Raw genomic sequence first — 20,009 nt, forward strand, 5'->3', positions numbered from 1 at the left:
ACACGCAACAGCGGTTTCTCGCCTGCCTCCCCCTCTGTCAGGCTGCGCCTGCCCCCCCTGGCGGGGGAGGATCGCGCGTCGTTCAGCGAGGCCTCAGCGCAGCAGGACCGACGCCTTCATCACCGTCATGTAGACGCCCCATGCGATCGGGATGCACACTGCCGCCCAGGCCAGGACGACAGCGATGCTCACCCCGCCGCCATGCCCTGCGCCAACCGCCGACGCGGTCGGGACCGCGGGGGCCTCGTCCGCCATATGGAAGCGCGCATCGACCGGCTTGATCAGCAGATTGGCGACGAACCCGACCACCAGCATCGCCGCCAGGATCAAGTAGATCGGCTGGTACACCTGGTCGCGCGGTACGCCCGCCGCGATTCGACCGTCGCGGATATACGCCACCAGCAGCGGCCCGACGACGCCCGCGGTCGACCAGGCGGTCAGCAGCCGGCCGTGGATCGCGCCGACGAACTTGGTCCCAAACACGTCCGCCAGATACGCCGGCACGGTCGCGAACCCGCCGCCGTACATCGACGCCAGCAGGCAGAAGACGAGGATGAACAGGCCGATGCTGCCCCCCGCGAGCGACGGTGCGGCGAACCCGTACAGGATCGCGCTGGCCGCCAGGATCACCGCGAACAGGCGCTTGCGGCCGAGGCGGTCGGAGAACGACGCCCAGAAGAAGCGTCCGCCGATGTTGAACAGGCTGATCATGCCGACGAACCCTGCGCCGATCGCCGCCGCCGCCTTTTTCTGGTCGTCGTCGAACGCGGTGAACAGAACGCCCGGCGCATCGATCAGGCGCCCGCCGAAGATTTCCTGCAACATCGGCGAAGCGACGCCGATGATCCCGATCGACGCCGAGACGTTGAGCAGCAAGACGGTCCAGATCAGCCAGAATTGCGGCGTCCGGTGTGCGTCGTTCAGATGGACGTTGAACCGGCTCATCAGCGTCGTGCTGGTCACCGGTGGCGCCTGCCAGCCTGCCGGTGCCCACCCTTCGGGTGGCACGCGGTAGCCGAACGCGCCGGCCATCATGAACACGAAATATCCGGCCGCGAGCACCAGGAAGGTCTGCCATACGCCGACCGAGGTCGCACTTGAGAATTGCTTCATCAGCCAATCGGCGAGCGGGCTGCCGATCATCGCACCGCCACCAAAGCCCATGATCGCCATGCCGGTCGCCATGCCGCGGCGATCGGGAAACCATTTGATCAGCGTCGACACCGGCGAAATGTAACCGAGCCCGAGGCCGATGCCACCGATCACGCCCGACCCGATCCAGACCAGCCAGAGCTGGTGGATCGACACGCCGACCGCCGAGATCGCCATGCCGCCACACCAGCAGAATGCCGCGACGACGCCCGCCTTGCGCGGCCCTGCCCGCTCGAGCCAGCCGCCCCACAATGCCGCGGAGGCGCCAAGCACGACGAAGAACAGCGTATAGGTCCAGACGAGGTCGCTGACCCGCCAGTCGCAGGTCTTGGTCGACAGCGCCTGGACCAGCGATATGCCCTCGCAGAGCACCGGATCGGTGATCCCGATCGCGCGCGAAAGCGGCAGCCAGAACACGCTGAACCCGTAGGCCATGCCGATGCACAGGTGGATAGCCAGCGCGCAGGGTGGTAGCAGCCAGCGATTATAGGATGGCCCGGCAATCGTGCCCGCACGATCCAATATCCCTGTCGATCGGGTGCCGTTTTCAGCCATGCCATGCTCACCTGAGAAAGGGCCGCGATCGTTTAAGTGTCGGCGGCCTCACAATTATCGCGCTATGTTCGGTTTTGCAGGCTCTTTGTCCAGCACGAATATTCCCGGCCGATTACACGATGATAGGCCGCGCCGGTCGGGGCGATCGTTGGGAGTAGAAGCGCTGGGCCAATGATCCGTGTGTTGCGATAGTCGGTATTACCGGCGGATCACATTAGGGAATCATGCGCAATGCAGGGACGTCGGAGATTGGTCGAGCGAGCCATGCGCTCCGCGGCGGCGATCGATCCGCCAGCCCACGCGGTCCAAAACTTCTAAAGACGGCAACGGACCGTCGCCGTCAGCGTGACTTGCCCCAAACGAAAAGAGGCTGCCGGATCGTCTCCCGACGACCCGACAACCTCCTGACATGGTCAGCGGCCGGAGAGCTCCAGCCCGGAGGACCATGCGTACCGCCTAACCTATGGACCACGGGTTGACTGGGAGAGGATACTCCCCACGCGGACCGGCGGATTTAGCGGTGCGTCCCCCGAACGAACCGAACCGAACTCACTGCTGAACCATGAGACATCGGATCACCTCCTTTCGCTTGTTGAAACAACGCGGCCAAGCCTGACCGCAACGCCAATGTGTGCCGGACGCGACCACGATACAAGCCTTGTTTTATCGAAGTTTTCGGCCGATCCTGCGCGGCTGCCGCTTCGTCGATAGCGTCGTCGATATCAGCCGCGACAATCCTCGGTGACACGCTCGATCTCGGCCCAGGCCGGTACGACCAGCGGTGGCAATCCTGCCTGCTGGACGACAAACCGTCCGCGACTGAACCCCATCGCCTCCAGCAACGAATCGTTCGGCATCAGCGCGGCGGCGACGTAGGGCGGCGTGCCCCCCGTCGGCTGGACCGATAGCGCCCGCGTTACGCTCGACGTGCGGATCGTCAGCGGCGTTGGCGTGCTGCCCGCGCGCGACAGATAGATCGCGCGCGCCGCAGTATCGCAGCGCAACGTCAGCGATGCCTCCACGTTCGCCGGTCCGAACAGCGCGATCGAACCACGCGCGTCGTGGCGATACACCCACGTCCCCGGCGAATACGGCCAGTCGCGCCAGTCCGCAGCGATCGGTGCCGGGCGCGGCGCCGGAGCAGGCGTCGGAGTTGCCGTGCGCGGCGGCGACGGCGCTTCGACACGCGGCGGCGCGACGCAGCCGGCGATCGAGGCGAGCGTCGCTAGACCGGCAAGTCGTGCCAAGGCGATGGGGCTGGCAAGCGATCGCAAGCCGACGAGGGGAGGGGACGGAGTGCGCATCGCATCGCTATGCGGCACGCCCGGCAGTCGCTCAAGTACGACGAAGCGCTCTAGGCGGGAACCGCCGCACGGTGATACCGGTTCAGCGACGGAAGATATCAGGAGAAATTTCATGTCCGACACCGCCGCCCAGACGCCGACCCAGTTGCTCGTCCAGTCGAACATCTCCGGCACGATGAAAGTCGAGAGCCGCGACGGCGACAATGTCGGCTCGGTCCACGCGTTCATGGTCCACAAGGGCACCGGCCGCGTCACGCACGCCGTGCTCAGCCTCGGCGGCTTCCTCGGCATGGGCAAGAGCTTCTACCCACTGCCGTTCGCGCTCCTCCAGTTCGACGCGGTCCGCGACCTCTACGTCGTCACGATCGACAAGCGCGTCCTCGAAGGCGGCCCGAGCTGGGCGAACAACGCGCCGGTATTCGACCAGGCCTATGCCGACCGCGTGGCGAGCTATTACGGGTCGAGCAGCGAAGACCTCGTCGTCGGCTAAGCCGCGCGGGGAATGGCGTAAGGATCGGGACGATATGCGGGGACTGGTAATTCAAGACCATTATCTCGCGCCGTCTCGATCCATCCAGCCATCGCAATTCGGACCTCGGCAACCGCCTCCTCGGGCGTGTCGCCAAAGGCCGAGCATGCCTTCAGGTCAGGTATATCGGCGACCCAGCACTCGTCGCTGGGGTGCCAAAAGACATTAATGTGAAAGCGGTGCTGCATCATCGGTCCACACTCAGCTGATATTTCGCACATATAGCGACGAATTGGCTGATCTGGTAGCTCTTCGCGTCCTTGCCGCGAGGCTGCACGCTGACAGGAAATGGCACGACCTCGTGTTTATACAGGTGATGGCTCCCGGCAGTCCGATCGAGAACAAAGCCGAAAGCTTCGATTAGCCGCTGGAAATCGCGAAAAGAAATCGAAGAGCGCGGGTTTGCAAGTATCCAGGCGTAAAGCTTGGCGATCTGGGTCATCGGTCTCTCCATCTCGGCAAAGCCATGAAGCAACCTAGATGAAGCATTGAACGCCGTCCGTTAAATCGTCGTACTTCGTTACCGCGAGCGGGATCCCCCCATCCGCATCTTCTGACTTTTCCCATAGCGCGTTTTCCGCGTGCCCGGCTTACCCTCGTTGCTCCGACCCATGACCGGCGCCTTCTGCTGGTCGACCGGTAACCCCAATTCCTCATTCTCCAACTGACGGATCTCGTCGCGTAGGCGCCCCGCGGTCTCGAACTCCAGATCGCTCGCGGCCTTGCGCATCTGCTTTTCGAGATCCTCGATATACGCGCGCAGATTATGCCCGACCATGTGCGGGCGGTCCTCGTCGATCGGGATCGTCACCTGATCCTGGCTCGCGACGTGCGCGATGATGTCGCCGATGTTGCGGCGGATCGTCGTCGGGGTGATGCCGTGTTCGGTGTTGTACGCGACCTGTTTCTCGCGACGGCGCGACGTTTCGTTCATCGCGCGCTCCATCGATCCGGTGACGCGGTCGGCGTACAAGATCACGCGGCCATCGACGTTGCGCGCGGCGCGGCCGATCGTCTGGATCAGCGACGTCTCGGAGCGCAGGAAGCCCTCCTTGTCCGCATCGAGAATCGCCACCAGTCCGCATTCCGGGATGTCGAGCCCCTCGCGCAACAGGTTGATGCCGATCAGCACGTCGTACACGCCGAGCCGCAGGTCGCGGATCAGCTCGATGCGCTCCAGCGTCTCGACGTCGCTGTGCATGTAGCGGACCTTGATCCCCGCCTCGTGCATGTATTCCGTCAGATCCTCCGCCATCCGCTTGGTCAGCGTGGTGACGAGCGTGCGGTAGCCGAGCGCGGTGGTCTTGCCGACTTCGACGATCAGGTCCTGCACCTGTTCTTCGACCGGCTTGATCTCGACGGGGGGATCGATCAGCCCAGTTGGCCGGATGACCTGTTCGGCGAACACGCCGCCGGTCTGCTCCATTTCCCAGCTGCCCGGGGTCGCCGAGACATAGGTCGTCGGCGGCCGCATCGCGTCCCATTCGTTGAAGCGCAGCGGCCGGTTGTCGATCGCGCTCGGCAGGCGGAAGCCGTATTCGGCGAGCGTCAGTTTGCGACGATGATCGCCGCGCGACATGCCGTTGATCTGGCCGATCGTGACGTGGCTCTCATCGACGAAGAGCAATGCGTTGTCGGGTAGGTATTCGAACAGCGTGGGCGGCGGCTCGCCCGGCATGCGACCGGTGAGGAAGCGGCTGTAATTCTCGATCCCCGCGCAGCTACCGGTCGCGGCGATCATCTCGAGGTCGAAGTTTGTGCGCTGTTCGAGCCGCTGCGCCTCCAGCAGCTTGCCCTCCAGCACCAGCTCCTTCAGCCGCTCGGCGAGCTCGTGCTTGATCGCCTCGCCCGCCTGCTTGAGCGTCGGGCCGGGCGTCACGTAATGGGAGTTTGCGTACACCCGCACCGAGTTCAGCGACGCGACCTTCTTGCCGGTCAGCGGATCGAATTCGGTGATCTCCTCGATATCGTCGCCGAAGAACGAGATGCGCCACGCGCTGTCCTCGTAATGCGACGGGAAGATCTCGAGCGTGTCGCCTTTCACGCGGAAATTGCCGCGCTGGAACGCCGCGTCGTTGCGCTTGTACTGGAGCGCGACGAGCTTCCGCACGATCTCGCGCTGGTCGACCGTCGTGCCCTTCTTGAGGTCAAAGATCATCGCCGAATAGGTCTCGACCGAGCCGATGCCGTACAGGCACGACACAGATGCGACGATGATGACGTCGTCGCGTTCGAGCAGCGCGCGGGTGGCGGAATGGCGCATCCGGTCGATCGACTCGTTGGTCGACGACTCCTTCTCGATGTACGTGTCCGAGCGCGCGACATAGGCTTCGGGCTGGTAATAATCGTAATAGCTGACGAAATATTCGACCGCGTTGTCCGGGAAGAACGACTTCATCTCGCCGTAGAGTTGTGCCGCCAGAATCTTGTTCGGCGCGAGTATCAGCGCGGGGCGCTGGACGCGGTTGATGACGCTGGCCATCGTGAAGGTCTTGCCCGAGCCGGTGACGCCGAGCAGCACTTGGTCCTTCTCGCCGTCGCCGATCGCGGAGACGAGTTCGGCGATCGCGGTAGGCTGGTCGCCGGCGGGTTCGTATTCGCTAACGAGGTTGAACCGCTTGCCGCCCTCGACCTTGTCGGGGCGTGCGGTCGGGCGGTGCGGGACGAAGCTTTCGCCGGTTTCGGGCTCGGCGAGACTGGTGCGGATCTGAATGGCCATCGAGGGGAATATGGGGAACATGGCCTGAGTCGGCAACGGCCACGGGACCTGTTTGGGCGAGCCCAAGTTTAGCTGTTGTTGACCCGTCCGGCTCACGCCCATAATGCGACCGTTTCGCAAGCCATCGATCCGCCAACGCCCGCGCGTAGGCCAAGGAATAGACGCATGACCGCCCCGACCGTCGAAGCAACCCGCGCGCCCGCGCTGATCCCCGAGACCCCCGCGTTCCTCAACGCCAAGGTGCTGTGGGTGCGCCACTGGAACGAACATCTGTTCAGCTTCGCGATCGAGCGGCCATCGACCTTCCGTTTCCGCTCCGGCGAGTTCGTGATGATCGGCTTGCCCCAGGAAGGCGGCAAGCCGATCATGCGCGCCTATTCGATCGCGTCGCCGCATTATTCGGAAGAGCTCGAGTTCCTGTCGATCAAGGTCGAGGACGGCCCCCTGACCTCGAAGCTCCAGCTGATCCAGCCCGGCGACGAAGTGTATCTCGGCAAGAAGCCGACCGGTACGCTGGTGCTCGACGCGTTGCTGCCGGGGAAGCGGTTGTTCATGTTCTCGACCGGCACCGGCCTCGCGCCTTTCCTCAGCCTGATGCGCGATCCCGATGTCTACGCCGCGTATGAGCAGGTGATCGTCGTGCACAGCGTGCGGCGCGTGAGCGATCTCGCCTATCATGACGAGATGGTCGGCTTGCTCGCGGAGGACCCGCTGATCGCCGACGAAGCGCAGACGCAGTTCCACTACATTCCGACCGTGACGCGCGAGCCGTTCCGCACCACGCGACGGATCGGCGCGCTGATCGAAGACGCATCGCTGTTCGGTCATCCGGTCCGCGGCGAACAGAAGCTCAACCCCGAGACCGACCGCGCGATGCTGTGCGGGTCGACCGAGATGATCAAGGAATTCGCGGTGATGCTCGAGGCGCAGGGCTTCGAGGAGGGGGCGAATTCGAAGCCGGGTACGTTCGTGATCGAGCGCGCGTTCGTCGGCTGACAACCTTTAACTCTGGGTTCCCCCGCGAAAGCGGGGGCCCAGGGATTACTTCAACGTCGAAAGCCGGGAGAGTGCGGGCCTAGACCCCCGCCTTCGCGGGGGAACGGTTGTGTTCGCGGCATGACCCGCCGATATCGCTCCTCAATCATAAGAGGAGAGACCCATGATCGGTTACGCGACGCTCGGCACCAACGACCTCGATAGGGCGCTGACCTTCTACGACGCGCTGCTGGCGACAGCCGGCGGCAAGCGGCTCATGCAGATGCCCGACGAGCGGAAGCTGACCTTCTACGGCGCGGGTGCGGACAAGCCGATGCTGGTGATCGGCAGGCCCTATGACGGCGCGGCGGCGACCGCGGGCAACGGCACGATGGTCGCGCTGGCGGCGGATTCTCGCGCGCAGGTCGATCAGGTCTACGCCAAGGCGATCGAACTGGGCGGCGCGGACGAGGGTGGTCCGGGGTCGCGCGGGCCCGAGCAGATGGGGTTCTACGGCGCCTATTTCCGTGATCCGGACGGTAACAAGCTCTGCGTGTTCAAGATGGGGTGAGTGGCGGGCACGATTGAGGGAGATACCACCCCGGCGAAGGCCGGGGCCCAATTGGAAAGGTGGCGGTAACGAGGGGCTGTCCACCATTAGCAGCCTTGCCCCAATTGGGCCCCGGCCTTCGCCGGGGTGGTGTGTTTGCCGTTGCGGCGAAGGCGCCAGCTTCTCTGAGGTCTACCGCAACGCACGAACCTGCGGCGTATCGAGACACTCGAGCAACGCTGCCCGAGCCATTGGCGTAACTGCCGCCGGCTTCACATACTCCGCAACCTCCACCGGCCGCCCGATCGCCACCGGCGCAAACCCGCTTTGCCCGGTACACCGCATCGCTGCCGCCAGCAGTTTTGGCGGCGTATCATACCCCTCGAACGACAGCCGGAACGTTCCCCAGTGGATCGGGATCGCGTGCGCCGCGCCCAACCGCCGATACACCTCAACCGCATCGACCGGCCCGATATGGCTCCCCGACTCCATCTGCCCGTCGACGAACCGGAACGCGCCGATCGGGATCAGCGCCAGCCGGATCGGCCCGAGCGCGGCGGCCTCGACCGGCCATTGGCCGTCGCCCATCCCGGTATCACCCGCGAAAAACACGTTCCCGCCCGGCAGCGTCACGACGAAGCTCGACCACAAGGCGCGGTTGCGATCGGTGAACCAGCGGCTGCCCCAATGATGATTGCGCGTGACGGTGACCGCGACGCCCGGCTTGATCGCCACCCGCTGCCCCCAGTCGAGCGCGGTCGCCTGCGCGCCGGTCTGGCCGATCACGCTGTCATTGCCCAAACTCGTGACGATCCGCGGCCGATCGCGCTGCCACAGCCGTTGCAGCGTCGCCTTGTCGAGATGATCATAGTGATCGTGGCTGACCAGCACGACGTCGATCTTGGGCAGCGCATCGAACGCGATTCCCGGCTCGGCGACACGGCGAGGACCCGTGCCGAGTGGCCCGGCCTTCTCGGCCCAGACCGGATCGGTGAGGATGTTCAGCCCCTGCGTCTGGATCAGAACGCTGGCATGGCCGACCCACGTCACCACCATCCGCTCGCCTTTGACACGCGCAGGCGGCGCGATGCGGTTTACCGCGACCGTCTTCGGCCAAGCGGGACGCCCGTCGCTGCCGGTGAAATACCGCCAGAAGAAGCCCGCGCGACCCCCACCGTTGCCGGCACCCGCGGGCTGTATCTGCTGCGTATCCGCGTCGTTGTCGGGATTGGCGAAGCGCGTACCGTCGAAATGGGCACTGGCCGGTCCGCGGTAATAGATGCGGTCGAGAAAGCGCGGCACGATCGTCACCGCCAGCGCGACGACCACGACCGCCAGCAGCACGACGCCCCCGACGATCTTCAACACCAGACGCACGCCATTCCCCTATCCGTTGCTGGTCCGTAACGCATCGTGTCGAGCATCGTTCAGACCGCTTGGCGCGGGTCTGCAACCCCGATAGCTTCCCGATAAAGGGGAATCGGAAAATGCGTAGATTTATCATCGGACTATTGCTCGCGACCGCGCTTCCGGCGGTGGCGGAGGCGAAGACCGTCGCGGTCGAGGAACAGTCGATCGATCAGCTCCAGGCGATGATGGCGTCGGGCAAGGCGAGCAGCGTCGACCTCGTCCGCGCCTATCTCGCGCGGATCGCGGCGATGGACCGGACCGGGCCGACCTTGCGCAGCGTCATCGCGCTCAACCCCGATGCGCTGGCGCAGGCAAGGGCGCTCGACGCCGAGCGCAAGGCCGGGCGCATCCGCGGTCCACTCCACGGCGTGCCGGTGCTGATCAAGGACAATGTCGAGACCGCCGATGCGATGCCGACGACGGCGGGCAGCCTCGCGCTGAAGGACAACCTCACGCGTCGCGATGCGCCTGTGGTCGCGCAGCTTCGCGCGGCGGGGGCGGTGATCCTGGGCAAGACCAACCTCAGCGAATGGGCGAATATTCGCTCGACCCGGTCGATGAGCGGCTGGAGCGCGGTCGGCGGTCTGGTGCGCAATCCCTATGCGCTCGACCGGACCGCGTGCGGATCGTCGAGCGGATCGGGCTCGGCGATCGCGGCGAGCTTCGCGGCGGCGGCGATCGGGACGGAGACCGATGGATCGGTGGTATGTCCGTCGTCGATCAACGGGCTGGTCGGGTTGAAGCCGACGCTTGGCCTCGTCAGTCGGACGCACGTCGTGCCGATCAGCCACAGCCAGGATACGCCCGGCCCGATGGCGCGGAGCGTGCGCGACGTCGCGACGATGTTTTCGGCGATGATTGCGGTTGATACTGCGGATGCCGCGACCGCGAGGGCAGGGGCGTACAGGCGCGACTATGCCGCGGCGCTGTCGACCAGCGCGCTGTCAGGACTGCGTGTCGGCGTGATCCGGCCGGAGATGACTGCCGACGTCGCGGCGCGATATGAGGCGGCGCTCGACGTGCTGAAGGCTGCGGGGGCGGTGCTGGTCGAGGTGAAGCAGCCCAAGCTCGACGGGCTTGGCGAGGCGGAGCTGCTCGTGCTCCAGACCGAATTGAAGGCCGATCTCGACACGTATCTCGCGACCACGCCGGGCGCGGTCCGTACGCGGACGCTCGATCAGGTCATCGCGTTCAACACGGCGAACGCAGGCGCGGAAATGCCGTTCTTCGCGCAGGAGACGTTCGAGGCCGCGGCGAAGACCAAGGGGCTGAACGACCCGGCGTACACGGCGGCGCGCGCGAAATCGTTGCGGCTGGCGGGTGCGGAGGGGATCGACGCGATGCTCAAGGCGGCGGGGGCGACGGTGCTGGTCGAGCCGACCTATGGTCCGGCATGGCTGAGCGAACCGGTGTACGGCGATCAATATGGCGGGCCGAGTTCGAGCGGGCTGCCGGCGATCGCGGGGTATCCGAACCTGACGGTGCCGATGGGGTTGGTCCGTGGTCTGCCGGTTGGGTTGTCGTTCATCGCGACGAAGTACGGCGACGCTGCGGTGCTGGGCGCGGGTTATGCCTATGAGCAAAGAGCGAAGGCTCGCGTGGCTCCGCGCTACCTACCCTCGGCCGACGTCGGCCCCGGTCTAGAAGCAGCGCGCTAAACTGCTGTTCTCCCGCGAAAGCGGGAGCCCAGGAGTCACGAATGCTGCCCTCTGCAACCCTGGACCCCCGCCTTCGCGGGGGAACAGCTATCGGGCAGCCCGCTTCGCGAAATTCCACTGCCAGAGCATCAGCAACGGCACGACCACCGTCTCCATACCCAGCCCGAGTACGTGTCCTTGCGACGGTACGCCGACCGCCAACAGCGAAATCCCCCGCGACACGCCTCCCACGAAGATCAGGCCGCCGAGCAACCGAAACCGCGGTCCCTTGCGCTCGATATCCGGGATGCAGCTCAGAAACCCCAATCCGGTCGCGAAGAAGATTCCCGAGATATACCGAAAGTGGCTGTCCAGATCGCGCGGGACGTCGGCCAGATGCCCGAACGGCGCGGGGCCGTGCAGCACGCCTTGGCCGCCGACGATCAGCGGCAACAGGCACGCGACCGCGATCACCGCCTGCAACACGCGTTTCTCGATCACGACAGGTCCTTCAGCAATTCCGGCCGGATCCGGAACGCGCGCAGCGAAATCCGCACCTCGACGATGAACGAGACGAGCGCGGCGATCAGCAGGATCATCGCCAGGATGAAGCACAAAGCCACCGCCGTGCCGAAATGCAGCTTCGCCAGTTCGGCGATGAACAGCAGCGCGATCAGCACGCAGGTCATGATCGCGCTCGATACCGCCAGGAACAGTGCGGCGTTGATGATCGTCATCCGCCGGTCGAGCAGCCGCAGCTCCCAGACATAGCGATGATGATCGGGGCCGGTGATGCTGCCGTGGAGCAACTCCAGCTTGCGCGCGCGGTCGATCACCCGCGACAGGCGCCCTGCCAGCACGTTCAGCAACTGGCCGATACCCGCCAGCATGAAGACGGGTGCGAGCGAAAGCTGGATCGTCTGGGCGATCGTCGAGATGGCGGGGATTATCGGCATGGATCGCACCATGATGGCGAACGGCGCCGAATGCAAAAGGCGGCGAGCGCAAAAGAGCATGCAATCGTAACCCACTGCGCGGTATCGACGCGTAATGTCCAAGCCGATGCTCCTGGCCGATTTCGTCCGCCTGCCACCCGCCGTGCGCGGTCACGTGGTCGAGGGCCTCGCCGCCGCGATCGACACGGTCGCCGAACGCGGACCGCAGAGCCACCGCTTCCTGCGCTTCGGCTGGTACGCCGCGGCCCTTGCCGCATACGGCGGTGAGGCCCGCACCTTGGTGGTCGAGGAAGACGAGGCACCGGTACTGGCGCTGCCGTTCGTGCCGCTGGGTCCGCGGCCGTTGCGCATGGCGGCGGTGCCCGGCTGCTATTGGCCGTTCCGCAGCTTCGGTCTCGCGCTCGGGGCCAGCGAGAGCGCATTCAAGGCGGCGCTCGCCACGCTTGCCGGTACCGTCAACGCGCTGCGGATCGGCCCGGTCTACGATACCGATCCCGCCGCCACCGCGCTGATCGCCGCGGCCCGTGCGCAGGGCTGGGTGGCGATCGACCGCCCGATCGGCGACAGCTGGTCGCTCGATCTGCACCCGGTCGTCGATGGCCAGCCGTGGCCGCGCAATTCGACACTGCGCAAGAATCGCTTCCATGAAAAGCACCTCGCAGAGCATGGTGTGCCCGAGTGGCGTGTCCTGTCGGCGGCGGACTGGCCCGCAGCATTTGCCGATCTGGGCGCGGTCGAGCAGGTGAGCTGGATCGCGCACGATACCGATCGATCGGGCATGAAGTTCACGTCCGACGGCCACCTCGCCTTCTGGCAGGCGGCCGCCGCGGACCCGGTGCTCGCCGAGATGTTTCGCGCGGCGCTGCTGACGATCGACGGCGTCCCGGCGGCGTTTTCGTTCGACATCGATACCGGCGAACTGCTGTACGCGATCGCCAACAGCTACGATCCGCGCTTCGCCAAACACTCGCCGGGCAAGCTGCTCTACTGGCGCAACCTCGCCGGCGCGCTTGGCCGTGGTATCCGCCGCGTCGACTGGGGCGCTGGCGACAGCGGCTACAAGCAGGTGATCGGCGCGCAGGTCGACGCGCCGATCCGCGACTGTATCCTGCTCAGGCCGGGCGCCCCCGCGCTGGCCGGGCGGCTATTCGGCTGGTTGTGGCGCCGCAGCGGGCATCACACGCGCAGATAACGCCCGCGGGTTTCAAACCCGCAGACAACGCCCGCGGGTTTCAAACCCGCAGACAACGCCTGCGGATTTCAAACCCGCAGATAACGATAATACCAGACCTCGTGACCCTGCCGCCGGGCCTTGCGTTCGTACCGCGTCTCGGGCCAGTCGTCCGGGCGTGTCAGGAAGTCGTGCGGGGTTTGTGCCTGCCATTCGAAATCGCGACGCGCGTTCATGACCATCATCGACCAGCGGCAATAGGTCGGATCGTCGGTGCCGAGCCGGAATTCCGCGCCCGGCTTCAGCTTGGCGGCGATCGTGTCGAGCGGGCCGTGGTTGACCATGCGGCGCTTGGCGTGGCGCGCCTTCCGCCACGGATCGGGATGCAGCAGATACAGCCGGTCGAGGCTCGCATCGGGCAGCCGCTCGATCACCTCGAGCGCATCGCCCATGTGCAACCGCACGTTGGTCAGTTCGCCGTCGCGGATATGCGCCAGCGCGCCGACGACGCCGTTGAGGAACGGCTCGCAGCCGATGAAGCCGACGTCGGGGTTCATCGCGGCCTGTCCCGCCAGATGTTCGCCCGCGCCGAAGCCGATCTCGACGTGGAGCGGACGGTTGTCGCCGAACAGCGTCATCGCATCGATCGGGCCTTCCTCGGGCACCGACAGGTCGGCAAGCGTTTCCTCGACGAGCGCGGCTTGGCCGAGACGCAGCTTGTGGCCCTGGCGACGGCCATAAAGGCGGCGGATAACAGAAGGATCGTTCATCGCCGCGTGCCCTAGCGGTGTGGGGCGCCGGAGCAAAGTCCCCCGCGAGCCGTTGCATGTCCGTAATGGCCGAACAAAACCCCTCCGCATCGCCCGATCCCGCCGGATCCGAGGACGACGTCGACGCGCTGAAAGCCGCCGATGCCAAGGATCTCCACCAAGCCGTCCGCGAGGAGGGCGAGGACGAACTCGACCGGCCGATCTCGTCGTTGTTCTTCTCAGGGCTAGCGGCGGGCATGGCGATCGCCAGTTCGCTGATCGCCGAGGGCGCGCTCCACGCGGCGATTCCCGATACGCCGTGGCGATCGGTCGTCGTGTCGCTCGGCTACCCGATCGGGTTTCTCGTCGTGATCCTCGGCCGGATGCAGCTGTTCACCGAGAGCACGATCACCGCGATGCTGCCACTGGTGACCAAGCCATCGGGCTGGGCGTTGCGGCGGACCTTGCGGCTCTGGAGCGTCGTGCTCGGCGCCAACCTGATCGGGACCGCGCTAGCCGGGGGCATGATCGCGGCAGACCTGCTCGGCGGCAGCGAGCTTCGCACCGCGATGATCGAGGTGTCGATGGGCATCACCGAACTCTCGCTGGGCGCGACGTTCGTCAACGCGATCCCGGCCGGGTTCATGATCGCGATCCTCGCCTGGTCGCTGCCGAACGCGCGCGAACAGTCGTTCCTTGTAATCTTCGCGATCACCTATGTCGTCGCGATCGGTGCGTTCAGCCACTCGATCGTCGGGTCGGTGGAGGCGTGGCTGCTGCTGTTTTCGGGCGAAGTAGGACTCGGCAAGGCGCTGGGTGGGCTGATGCTGCCGGCGATCCTTGGCAACTTGCTGGGTGGTGCGGGGTTGTTCGCGCTGCTGGCCCATGCACAGGTGCGCGGCGAGATGACCGGGCGGGAGAAAAATTGATGGGCGAGATCGAACAGGCGGCGAAGTCCGTCGCGAAGGCGGATCGAGAAGTGACGCACAAGGCCGCCGAGCACCGCGACCAGCCAATCGTCAAGGCGACCGGTTTCCTGGCCGAGATCGGCGACCAGCCGCAGCTCGTCGCGACCTCGCTTGGCACGGTCGTGATCGGGCTGGTCGCGCGTCGCCCCGACATGATCCGCGGCGGCGTGCGGATGTTCGCGGCGCATGCGGCGGCGACCTTCGTCAAGTCGGCGATCAAGGCCTCGATCGACCGCACGCGCCCCGAAAAGGCGATCGAGGACGGCAACGCGCGGTTCGAGCCCGGCGACAGCGACGATCACGAGCAGACGTCGTTTCCCTCCGGCCACACCGCCGGCGCGGTCGCGGTCGCCCGCGCGGCGTCGCGCGACATCGACGGGGCAGGGGCACCAGCCGCGCTGGTCACCGGCCTGGTCGCCGCGGCGCAACCGCTCAACGGCAAGCATTACCTCTCCGACCTCGTCGTCGGTGCGGCGGTCGGCTGGATCGCGGAGGCTCTGGTCAGCGCGGTGTTCGACCGGGTCGCGCCAGTTATCGAGAGCGCAGCGGTGGAGACACTGCCTCTGCTCGACGCTCCGGCTACCGCCTGATTACGCCGGATTTTTTCGTTCGACGCAGTTGGAGCATGGAACCGTTACGAGCCCGTGACGGTTTGCGACCTCGTCATAACAGGGAAGTCCGTATCATGAAGAAGCTCGCCATCGCCACGATGATCGCCGCCATCGCACTCCCGCTCGCAGCCTGCGGCGGCAAGGGCGACGACAAGCTCGGCAGCCAGGTCGAGAAGGCCGCGGACAACCGCGCCGATGCGCTCGACGCCGCTGCCGACAACCTCGAGGACCAGGCCAAGGCAGTCCGCAAGGACGGCGAGCGCCAGTCGGACGCGATCGACGATGCCGACGTGAACGCGCAGGCGATGCCGCAGGCGCAGAAGGACGCACTCGTCAACGGCAGCGAAAAGCTCCGCTGATAATCCAGGCGCACACTCGCGCCAGCGTCGGGACCGCCTTCCGGTAAACGCCGGGGGGCGGTTTCGACGTTTTGAATCGACCGGATCGAACCGGCAATACGACGACAGGGGACACGGCAATGATCGACAGGCGTCGACTGGAAACGGGGGGCTTCATCACCTTCCTGGTGGCGATCACGATTGCGCTCTGCGTGGTCGTGTCGTCGTTCGCGGCGGCGTTGCTGTGGAGTGCGCTGGCCGCGATCCTGTTCCAGTCGCTGTATCAGTGGCTGCTCAAGCGCTGGCCCGAACGCCGCAATCTCGCCGCCGCACTGACGCTGCTGATCATCTTCGTTGCGGTCATCGTGCCGACGCTGTTTATCGGCAGCCTGATGGTCGACCAGTCCGCGTCGGTCTATGCCAAGCTGCAAAGCGGGCAGATCAACTTCGGCGCGTATTTCCAGCAGATCCACGACGCGTTGCCGAACCGCATCCAGGGTGCGCTCGACAAGGCCGGGCTCAACAGCTTCGAGCAGGCACAGTCGCGCGTGTCGAACATCCTAGGCAACAGCGTCCGCTCGATCGCGGGTCAGGCGTTGTCGATCGGTCGCAACGCGGCTTCGTTCCTGCTGTCGTTCGGCGTTGGGCTGTACGTGACGTTCTTCCTGCTCCGCGATGGCGACAAGGTCGGTCCGGCAATCCGCCGCGCGCTGCCGTTCGAGCATTCGGTTGCGGTGAAGCTGGTCGACAAGTTTGTCGCGGTGGTGCGGGCGACGATCAAGGGATCGGTGATCGTCGGTCTGGTCCAGGGTGCGCTCGGCGGCCTGACGTTCTGGCTCGTCGGCGTGCCCGCGGCGCTGCTCTGGGGCCTGCTGATGGCGCTGACGTCGCTGCTGCCCGCGCTCGGGCCGGCGATCGTGTGGGTGCCGGTCGCGGTGTATTTGCTGGCGACGGGGGCGATCTGGCAGGGCGTGGTCGTGATCGTCTCTGGCGTGGTGGTGATCGGTCTGGCCGACAACATCCTGCGGCCGATCCTGGTCGGGCGCGACACGGGCATTCCGGATTACATCGTGCTGGTGACGACGCTGGGCGGTATCGAGGTGGTTGGCCTCAGCGGTATCGTCGTCGGGCCCCTAGTCGCGGCGCTGTTCCTGACCGCGTGGCAGATCCTGACCGAGCAGCGGCATGCGCAGCGGAGCGAGCCTGCGCCCGTTCCTTCGCTCTCGATAACCCCTCTACCCTAAGGGGAGAGGGAGGGGCCCACACGGCGAAGCCGGGTGGGAGGGCGAGGGGCGTGAGGCTCGGACCCGCTCCCCAAAGCCCCTCACCCTTCCGTCGCCAAGTGGCTCCTCCCTCCCTCTCCCCGGCGGGGAGAGGGAGGGAGGCTCAAGCAACAAAAAAGCCTCCCGCGGATCGGTCCGCGGGAGGCTTTTTTACAGCTTCAAACCCGTCGCTATCAGGCGACGGCAGCCTTCAGCGCGTCGACCAGATCGGTCTTCTCCCAGGTGAACGTGTCACCCTCGGGCTCACGACCGAAATGGCCATACGCCGCGGTCTTCTTGTAGATCGGCGCGTTCAGCTTCAGGTGCTCGCGGATGCCCTTAGGCGTGAGGCGAACGAGCTTCGGCAGGACCGCCTCCAGCTTGGCTTCCTCAACGGTACCGGTGCCATGCGTGTCGACATACACCGACAACGGCTCGGCGATGCCGATCGCGTAGCTCAGCTGGATCGTGCAGCGACGTGCGAGGCCGGCAGCAACCACGTTCTTGGCCAGATAGCGCGCGACATACGCGGCCGAGCGATCGACCTTCGTCGGATCCTTGCCCGAGAACGCGCCGCCGCCATGCGGTGCCGCGCCGCCGTAGGTGTCGACGATGATCTTGCGCCCGGTCACGCCGGCGTCGCCGTCGGGGCCACCGATCTCGAACTGGCCGGTCGGATTGATGTAGATCGCAGTGTCGTCGGTGATGAAGCCGTCGGGCAGCACGTCCTTGAACACGCCCATGACATAGTCGCGCAGCACCGCGTACTTGGCGGGATCGGCGTTGTCGCCCTTCTCGCAATAGCCCGGCGCATGCTGCGTCGAGACGACGAGGGCGGTCGCGCCAACCGGTACTTCGTTCTCGTACGAGAGCGTGACCTGGCTCTTGGCGTCGGGCTCGAGGAACGGCGCCGCGCCCGAGTGGCGGTCCTCGGCCATCTTGGCGAGGATCTTGTGACTGTAATACAGCGTCGCTGGCATCAGGCCGGGGGTCTCGTCGGTCGCATAGCCGAACATGATGCCCTGGTCGCCGGCGCCCTCGTCCTTGTTGCCGCTCTCGTCGACGCCCATCGCGATATGCGCGGACTGGCCGTGGAGGTTGTTCTCGAAACGGAACGTCTCCCAGTGGAAGCCCGACTGCGCGTAGCCGATTTCCTTGACGGTGTTGCGCACCGCAGCCTCGATCTCTTCCAGCACGCCGTCGGCCCACTGGTCGTTTTCGTAGATGCCCTTGCCGCGGATTTCGCCGGCGAGGACGACGAGCTGCGTCGTGGTCAGCGTCTCGCAGGCGATCCGCGCCTGCGGGTCCTTGGCGAGGAACAGATCGACGATCGTGTCGCTGATCTGGTCGGCGACCTTGTCGGGATGGCCTTCGGAGACCGATTCGGAGGTGAAGAGGAAGGATTTGCGCATACGGGCCTCTTTGCCATGCTCTGGAGCGAGCGTCATATAAGGAAAGCTTTATATGACCCTAGCGCTGGCGACGGCGCAGGGCAACCGCGCTTGCTCGCAGGCGAACCCCTAAAGCAGTGACGAGCATCAGCGCGGCGACGATCGCCGCCATCGCGTTGCCGACACGCGAGAAAAGGGTCGGCGGCAAGGCGGACGGCATTGGCCGCTCGATCGCGCCGGCCGTCTCGTGCGGGACGGTCGCGACGAGCCGGCCATCGGCGGCGATGATGGCGGAGATACCCGTCGGCGTCGCGCGGAGGATCGGCAAGCCTTCCTCGATCGCGCGCATCCGGGCCTGGGCTAGATGCTGCGGCGGGCCCCATTTGCCGAACCACGCGTCGTTGGACGGGTTGAACAGGATGCGAGGCCGGTGCGCGCGGTCGACTACCTCGCCCGAGAAGATGATCTCGTAGCAGATCTGCATGCCGATCGAGCCGAAGCCGGGCAGCGTCAAATTCGCCGGACCCTTACCCGACGTGAAATCGATATCTCCGGGCACGAGCCGCGCGAGGCCGAGCGGCTTGAGCAGCCACGGCATCGGCAGGTATTCGCCATACGGCACGAGATGCGCCTTGTCGTACCGCCCCCGCAACCGTGCTTGAGCGTCGAGCGCGAACACCGAATTGGCGGCGCCGGAGATCTGGTCCCTGGCATTAAACTCGAGTGCGGTGCCACCGATCAGCAGGATGTCCTCGGGGCCCAGCAGTCGTGCCATCCGGCGGCGGAGGTAGAGCGGGCTCGACCAGCCATAGGCGTAGAACGGGTAGCCATCCTCGACGTAATCACGGACGACGCCCTCGGGCCAGACGACGAGGCGCGGGGTAGCGCCGCCTTGGCCGGACAGCTTCTCCAGCGCGGACAGGACGCGCTCGCCATCGGTCTCGCTGCGGTCTTCCTGGCCGATATCGGGCTGGACCACGCGGACCAGAGGCGTGCCGGGGGCGGGCGGCGGCGCGTTGGTCCAGAGCGCGGACAAGGCCGCAAGGCCTAGCGCGGGAATGGCGATCGCTGGCAGAGTCCAGCGGCGTACTGCAAGCATCAGCAGCGCACCCGCCGCGACGATCGTCACGCCGGACAGCGCGTAGGTTCCGATCCATGCCGACAGCCGCGCGACGCCGATCGCGGGAAGCCAGACGACGCTCAGCGGATCCCAGGCATAGCCGGTGAACAGCGTCGCACGCAGCCACTCGGTCGCGATCCAGGCCCCGGCGAAGACCAGGACGAACGTCGTATCGGGGGTGCCGGGGCGCCGTGCGATCCGCCAGGCAACGCCACCCGTCAGCATCGGGAATACCGCAAGATACAGCGCGAGCCCGACTGCCGCAAAATATCCCAACACCGGCGGCATCGCGTCCTGGAAGTCGAACGCATGCTGGAACCAGTTGTTGTTCACCGTGAAGTGCCCGACCCCGAATACCCATCCGCGCCAGAGTGCCGCGCGGAGGTTCGGCGCCTCATGGACGATCTTCATCCACACCGCGAACGCAACGAGCGTCAGCGGCCAGAGATCGAGCGGGGCGAACCCGGTCGCGGCGAGCGCGCCCAGGACGAGGCAGGCGAGGGCAGGGTAGCGGGTGGCGGAGTAGCAGGTCACAAACGCGCTATGGCGGGGCGTCGGTTTCAGGGCAATGCGTTAGTCCAGTCGCGATTTTTCGTCCCTGCGCCCTCCCCC

General features: G+C 65.8%; 20 protein-coding genes. 9 read left to right on the forward strand and 11 right to left on the reverse strand.

Features of this window, described 5'->3' with window-relative positions:
• Positions 1 to 93: 93 nt before the first annotated feature.
• Both VH567_RS16860 and VH567_RS16865 read right to left on the reverse strand, forming a co-directional pair.
• Positions 94 to 1,707, reverse strand: a complete 1,614-nt coding sequence (locus VH567_RS16860) for an OFA family MFS transporter (RefSeq protein WP_423327384.1) — start codon at positions 1,705 to 1,707, stop codon at positions 94 to 96.
• Between the two features lie 722 nt (positions 1,708 to 2,429).
• Positions 2,430 to 3,011, reverse strand: coding sequence for a hypothetical protein (locus tag VH567_RS16865; RefSeq protein WP_423327385.1), 582 nt, complete (start codon positions 3,009 to 3,011; stop codon positions 2,430 to 2,432).
• 112 nt (positions 3,012 to 3,123) lie between these two features.
• Here VH567_RS16865 and VH567_RS16870 point away from each other — a divergent pair, with 112 nt between their 5' ends.
• Positions 3,124 to 3,501, forward strand: a complete 378-nt coding sequence (locus tag VH567_RS16870; protein WP_056065550.1) for a PRC-barrel domain-containing protein — start codon at positions 3,124 to 3,126, stop codon at positions 3,499 to 3,501.
• On the opposite strand, the gene VH567_RS16875 is transcribed toward VH567_RS16870, so the two are convergent.
• From VH567_RS16875 to uvrB, 3 genes are all read right to left on the reverse strand, one after another.
• The gene (locus VH567_RS16875) at positions 3,498 to 3,761 is read right to left on the reverse strand and encodes a type II toxin-antitoxin system HicB family antitoxin (RefSeq protein WP_423327386.1); all 264 of its coding nucleotides are present in this window, start codon (positions 3,759 to 3,761) and stop codon (positions 3,498 to 3,500) included. The genes VH567_RS16870 and VH567_RS16875 overlap by 4 nt on opposite strands.
• Positions 3,728 to 3,982: a type II toxin-antitoxin system HicA family toxin gene (locus VH567_RS16880; protein ID WP_423327387.1), complete on the reverse strand. Its 255-nt coding sequence runs from the start codon at positions 3,980 to 3,982 to the stop codon at positions 3,728 to 3,730. The genes VH567_RS16875 and VH567_RS16880 overlap by 34 nt, the downstream gene beginning before the upstream one ends.
• Before the next feature lie 78 nt (positions 3,983 to 4,060).
• Positions 4,061 to 6,259, reverse strand: a complete 2,199-nt coding sequence (gene uvrB, locus VH567_RS16885; protein WP_187505078.1) for an excinuclease ABC subunit UvrB — start codon at positions 6,257 to 6,259, stop codon at positions 4,061 to 4,063.
• A gap of 165 nt (positions 6,260 to 6,424) precedes the next feature.
• Here uvrB and VH567_RS16890 point away from each other — a divergent pair, with 165 nt between their 5' ends.
• Positions 6,425 to 7,255: a ferredoxin--NADP reductase gene (locus VH567_RS16890; RefSeq protein WP_056065556.1), complete on the forward strand. Its 831-nt coding sequence runs from the start codon at positions 6,425 to 6,427 to the stop codon at positions 7,253 to 7,255.
• A 163-nt stretch (positions 7,256 to 7,418) separates the two neighbouring features.
• The gene (locus VH567_RS16895) at positions 7,419 to 7,805 is read left to right on the forward strand and encodes a VOC family protein (RefSeq protein ID WP_423327388.1); all 387 of its coding nucleotides are present in this window, start codon (positions 7,419 to 7,421) and stop codon (positions 7,803 to 7,805) included.
• Positions 7,806 to 7,976: 171 nt separating this feature from the next.
• On the opposite strand, the gene VH567_RS16900 is transcribed toward VH567_RS16895, so the two are convergent.
• Positions 7,977 to 9,152 carry an MBL fold metallo-hydrolase gene (locus VH567_RS16900; RefSeq protein WP_423327389.1) on the reverse strand — a complete coding sequence of 392 codons (1,176 nt, stop codon included), beginning with the start codon at positions 9,150 to 9,152 and terminating at the stop codon, positions 7,977 to 7,979.
• A 119-nt stretch (positions 9,153 to 9,271) separates the two neighbouring features.
• Between VH567_RS16900 and VH567_RS16905 the strand changes: the two genes are divergently transcribed.
• On the forward strand, positions 9,272 to 10,852 hold the full coding sequence (locus VH567_RS16905) for an amidase (RefSeq protein ID WP_423327390.1): 1,581 nt from the start codon (positions 9,272 to 9,274) through the stop codon (positions 10,850 to 10,852).
• A gap of 87 nt (positions 10,853 to 10,939) precedes the next feature.
• Here VH567_RS16905 and VH567_RS16910 read toward each other — a convergent pair whose 3' ends face one another.
• Positions 10,940 to 11,332 carry a DUF4345 domain-containing protein gene (locus tag VH567_RS16910; RefSeq protein ID WP_423327391.1) on the reverse strand — a complete coding sequence of 131 codons (393 nt, stop codon included), beginning with the start codon at positions 11,330 to 11,332 and terminating at the stop codon, positions 10,940 to 10,942.
• Complete coding sequence (locus tag VH567_RS16915; protein WP_423327392.1) at positions 11,329 to 11,787, reverse strand: DUF2721 domain-containing protein; 459 nt, start codon at positions 11,785 to 11,787, stop codon at positions 11,329 to 11,331. The genes VH567_RS16910 and VH567_RS16915 overlap by 4 nt, the downstream gene beginning before the upstream one ends.
• A 94-nt stretch (positions 11,788 to 11,881) precedes the next feature.
• On the opposite strand from VH567_RS16915, the gene VH567_RS16920 reads away from it, so the two are divergent.
• Complete coding sequence (locus VH567_RS16920) at positions 11,882 to 12,979, forward strand: GNAT family N-acetyltransferase (protein WP_423327393.1); 1,098 nt, start codon at positions 11,882 to 11,884, stop codon at positions 12,977 to 12,979.
• Positions 12,980 to 13,047: 68 nt separating this feature from the next.
• Here VH567_RS16920 and trmB read toward each other — a convergent pair whose 3' ends face one another.
• Positions 13,048 to 13,728 carry a tRNA (guanosine(46)-N7)-methyltransferase TrmB gene (gene trmB, locus VH567_RS16925; protein WP_423327394.1) on the reverse strand — a complete coding sequence of 227 codons (681 nt, stop codon included), beginning with the start codon at positions 13,726 to 13,728 and terminating at the stop codon, positions 13,048 to 13,050.
• 65 nt (positions 13,729 to 13,793) lie between these two features.
• Here trmB and VH567_RS16930 point away from each other — a divergent pair, with 65 nt between their 5' ends.
• The 4 genes from VH567_RS16930 (at position 13,794) to VH567_RS16945 (ending at position 16,868) form a co-directional block, all read left to right on the forward strand.
• Positions 13,794 to 14,636: a formate/nitrite transporter family protein gene (locus VH567_RS16930; protein WP_423327395.1), complete on the forward strand. Its 843-nt coding sequence runs from the start codon at positions 13,794 to 13,796 to the stop codon at positions 14,634 to 14,636.
• The gene (locus tag VH567_RS16935; protein WP_423327396.1) at positions 14,636 to 15,265 is read left to right on the forward strand and encodes a phosphatase PAP2 family protein; all 630 of its coding nucleotides are present in this window, start codon (positions 14,636 to 14,638) and stop codon (positions 15,263 to 15,265) included. Before VH567_RS16930 ends, VH567_RS16935 begins: the two co-directional genes overlap by 1 nt.
• Before the next feature lie 95 nt (positions 15,266 to 15,360).
• Positions 15,361 to 15,645 (forward strand): hypothetical protein, encoded by a 285-nt coding sequence (locus VH567_RS16940; RefSeq protein ID WP_423327397.1) that lies wholly within the window; start codon positions 15,361 to 15,363, stop codon positions 15,643 to 15,645.
• A 119-nt stretch (positions 15,646 to 15,764) separates the two neighbouring features.
• Positions 15,765 to 16,868, forward strand: a complete 1,104-nt coding sequence (locus tag VH567_RS16945; RefSeq protein WP_423327398.1) for an AI-2E family transporter — start codon at positions 15,765 to 15,767, stop codon at positions 16,866 to 16,868.
• Between the two features lie 212 nt (positions 16,869 to 17,080).
• Here VH567_RS16945 and metK read toward each other — a convergent pair whose 3' ends face one another.
• Together metK and lnt are read right to left on the reverse strand one after the other, a co-directional pair.
• On the reverse strand, positions 17,081 to 18,298 hold the full coding sequence (gene metK, locus VH567_RS16950) for a methionine adenosyltransferase (RefSeq protein ID WP_423327399.1): 1,218 nt from the start codon (positions 18,296 to 18,298) through the stop codon (positions 17,081 to 17,083).
• A 58-nt stretch (positions 18,299 to 18,356) separates the two neighbouring features.
• Complete coding sequence (gene lnt, locus VH567_RS16955; protein ID WP_423327400.1) at positions 18,357 to 19,931, reverse strand: apolipoprotein N-acyltransferase; 1,575 nt, start codon at positions 19,929 to 19,931, stop codon at positions 18,357 to 18,359.
• Positions 19,932 to 20,009: the final 78 nt, after the last annotated feature.

Source organism: Sphingomonas sp. 4RDLI-65 (genome assembly GCF_049472435.1).
Classification (GTDB): domain Bacteria; phylum Pseudomonadota; class Alphaproteobacteria; order Sphingomonadales; family Sphingomonadaceae; genus Sphingomonas.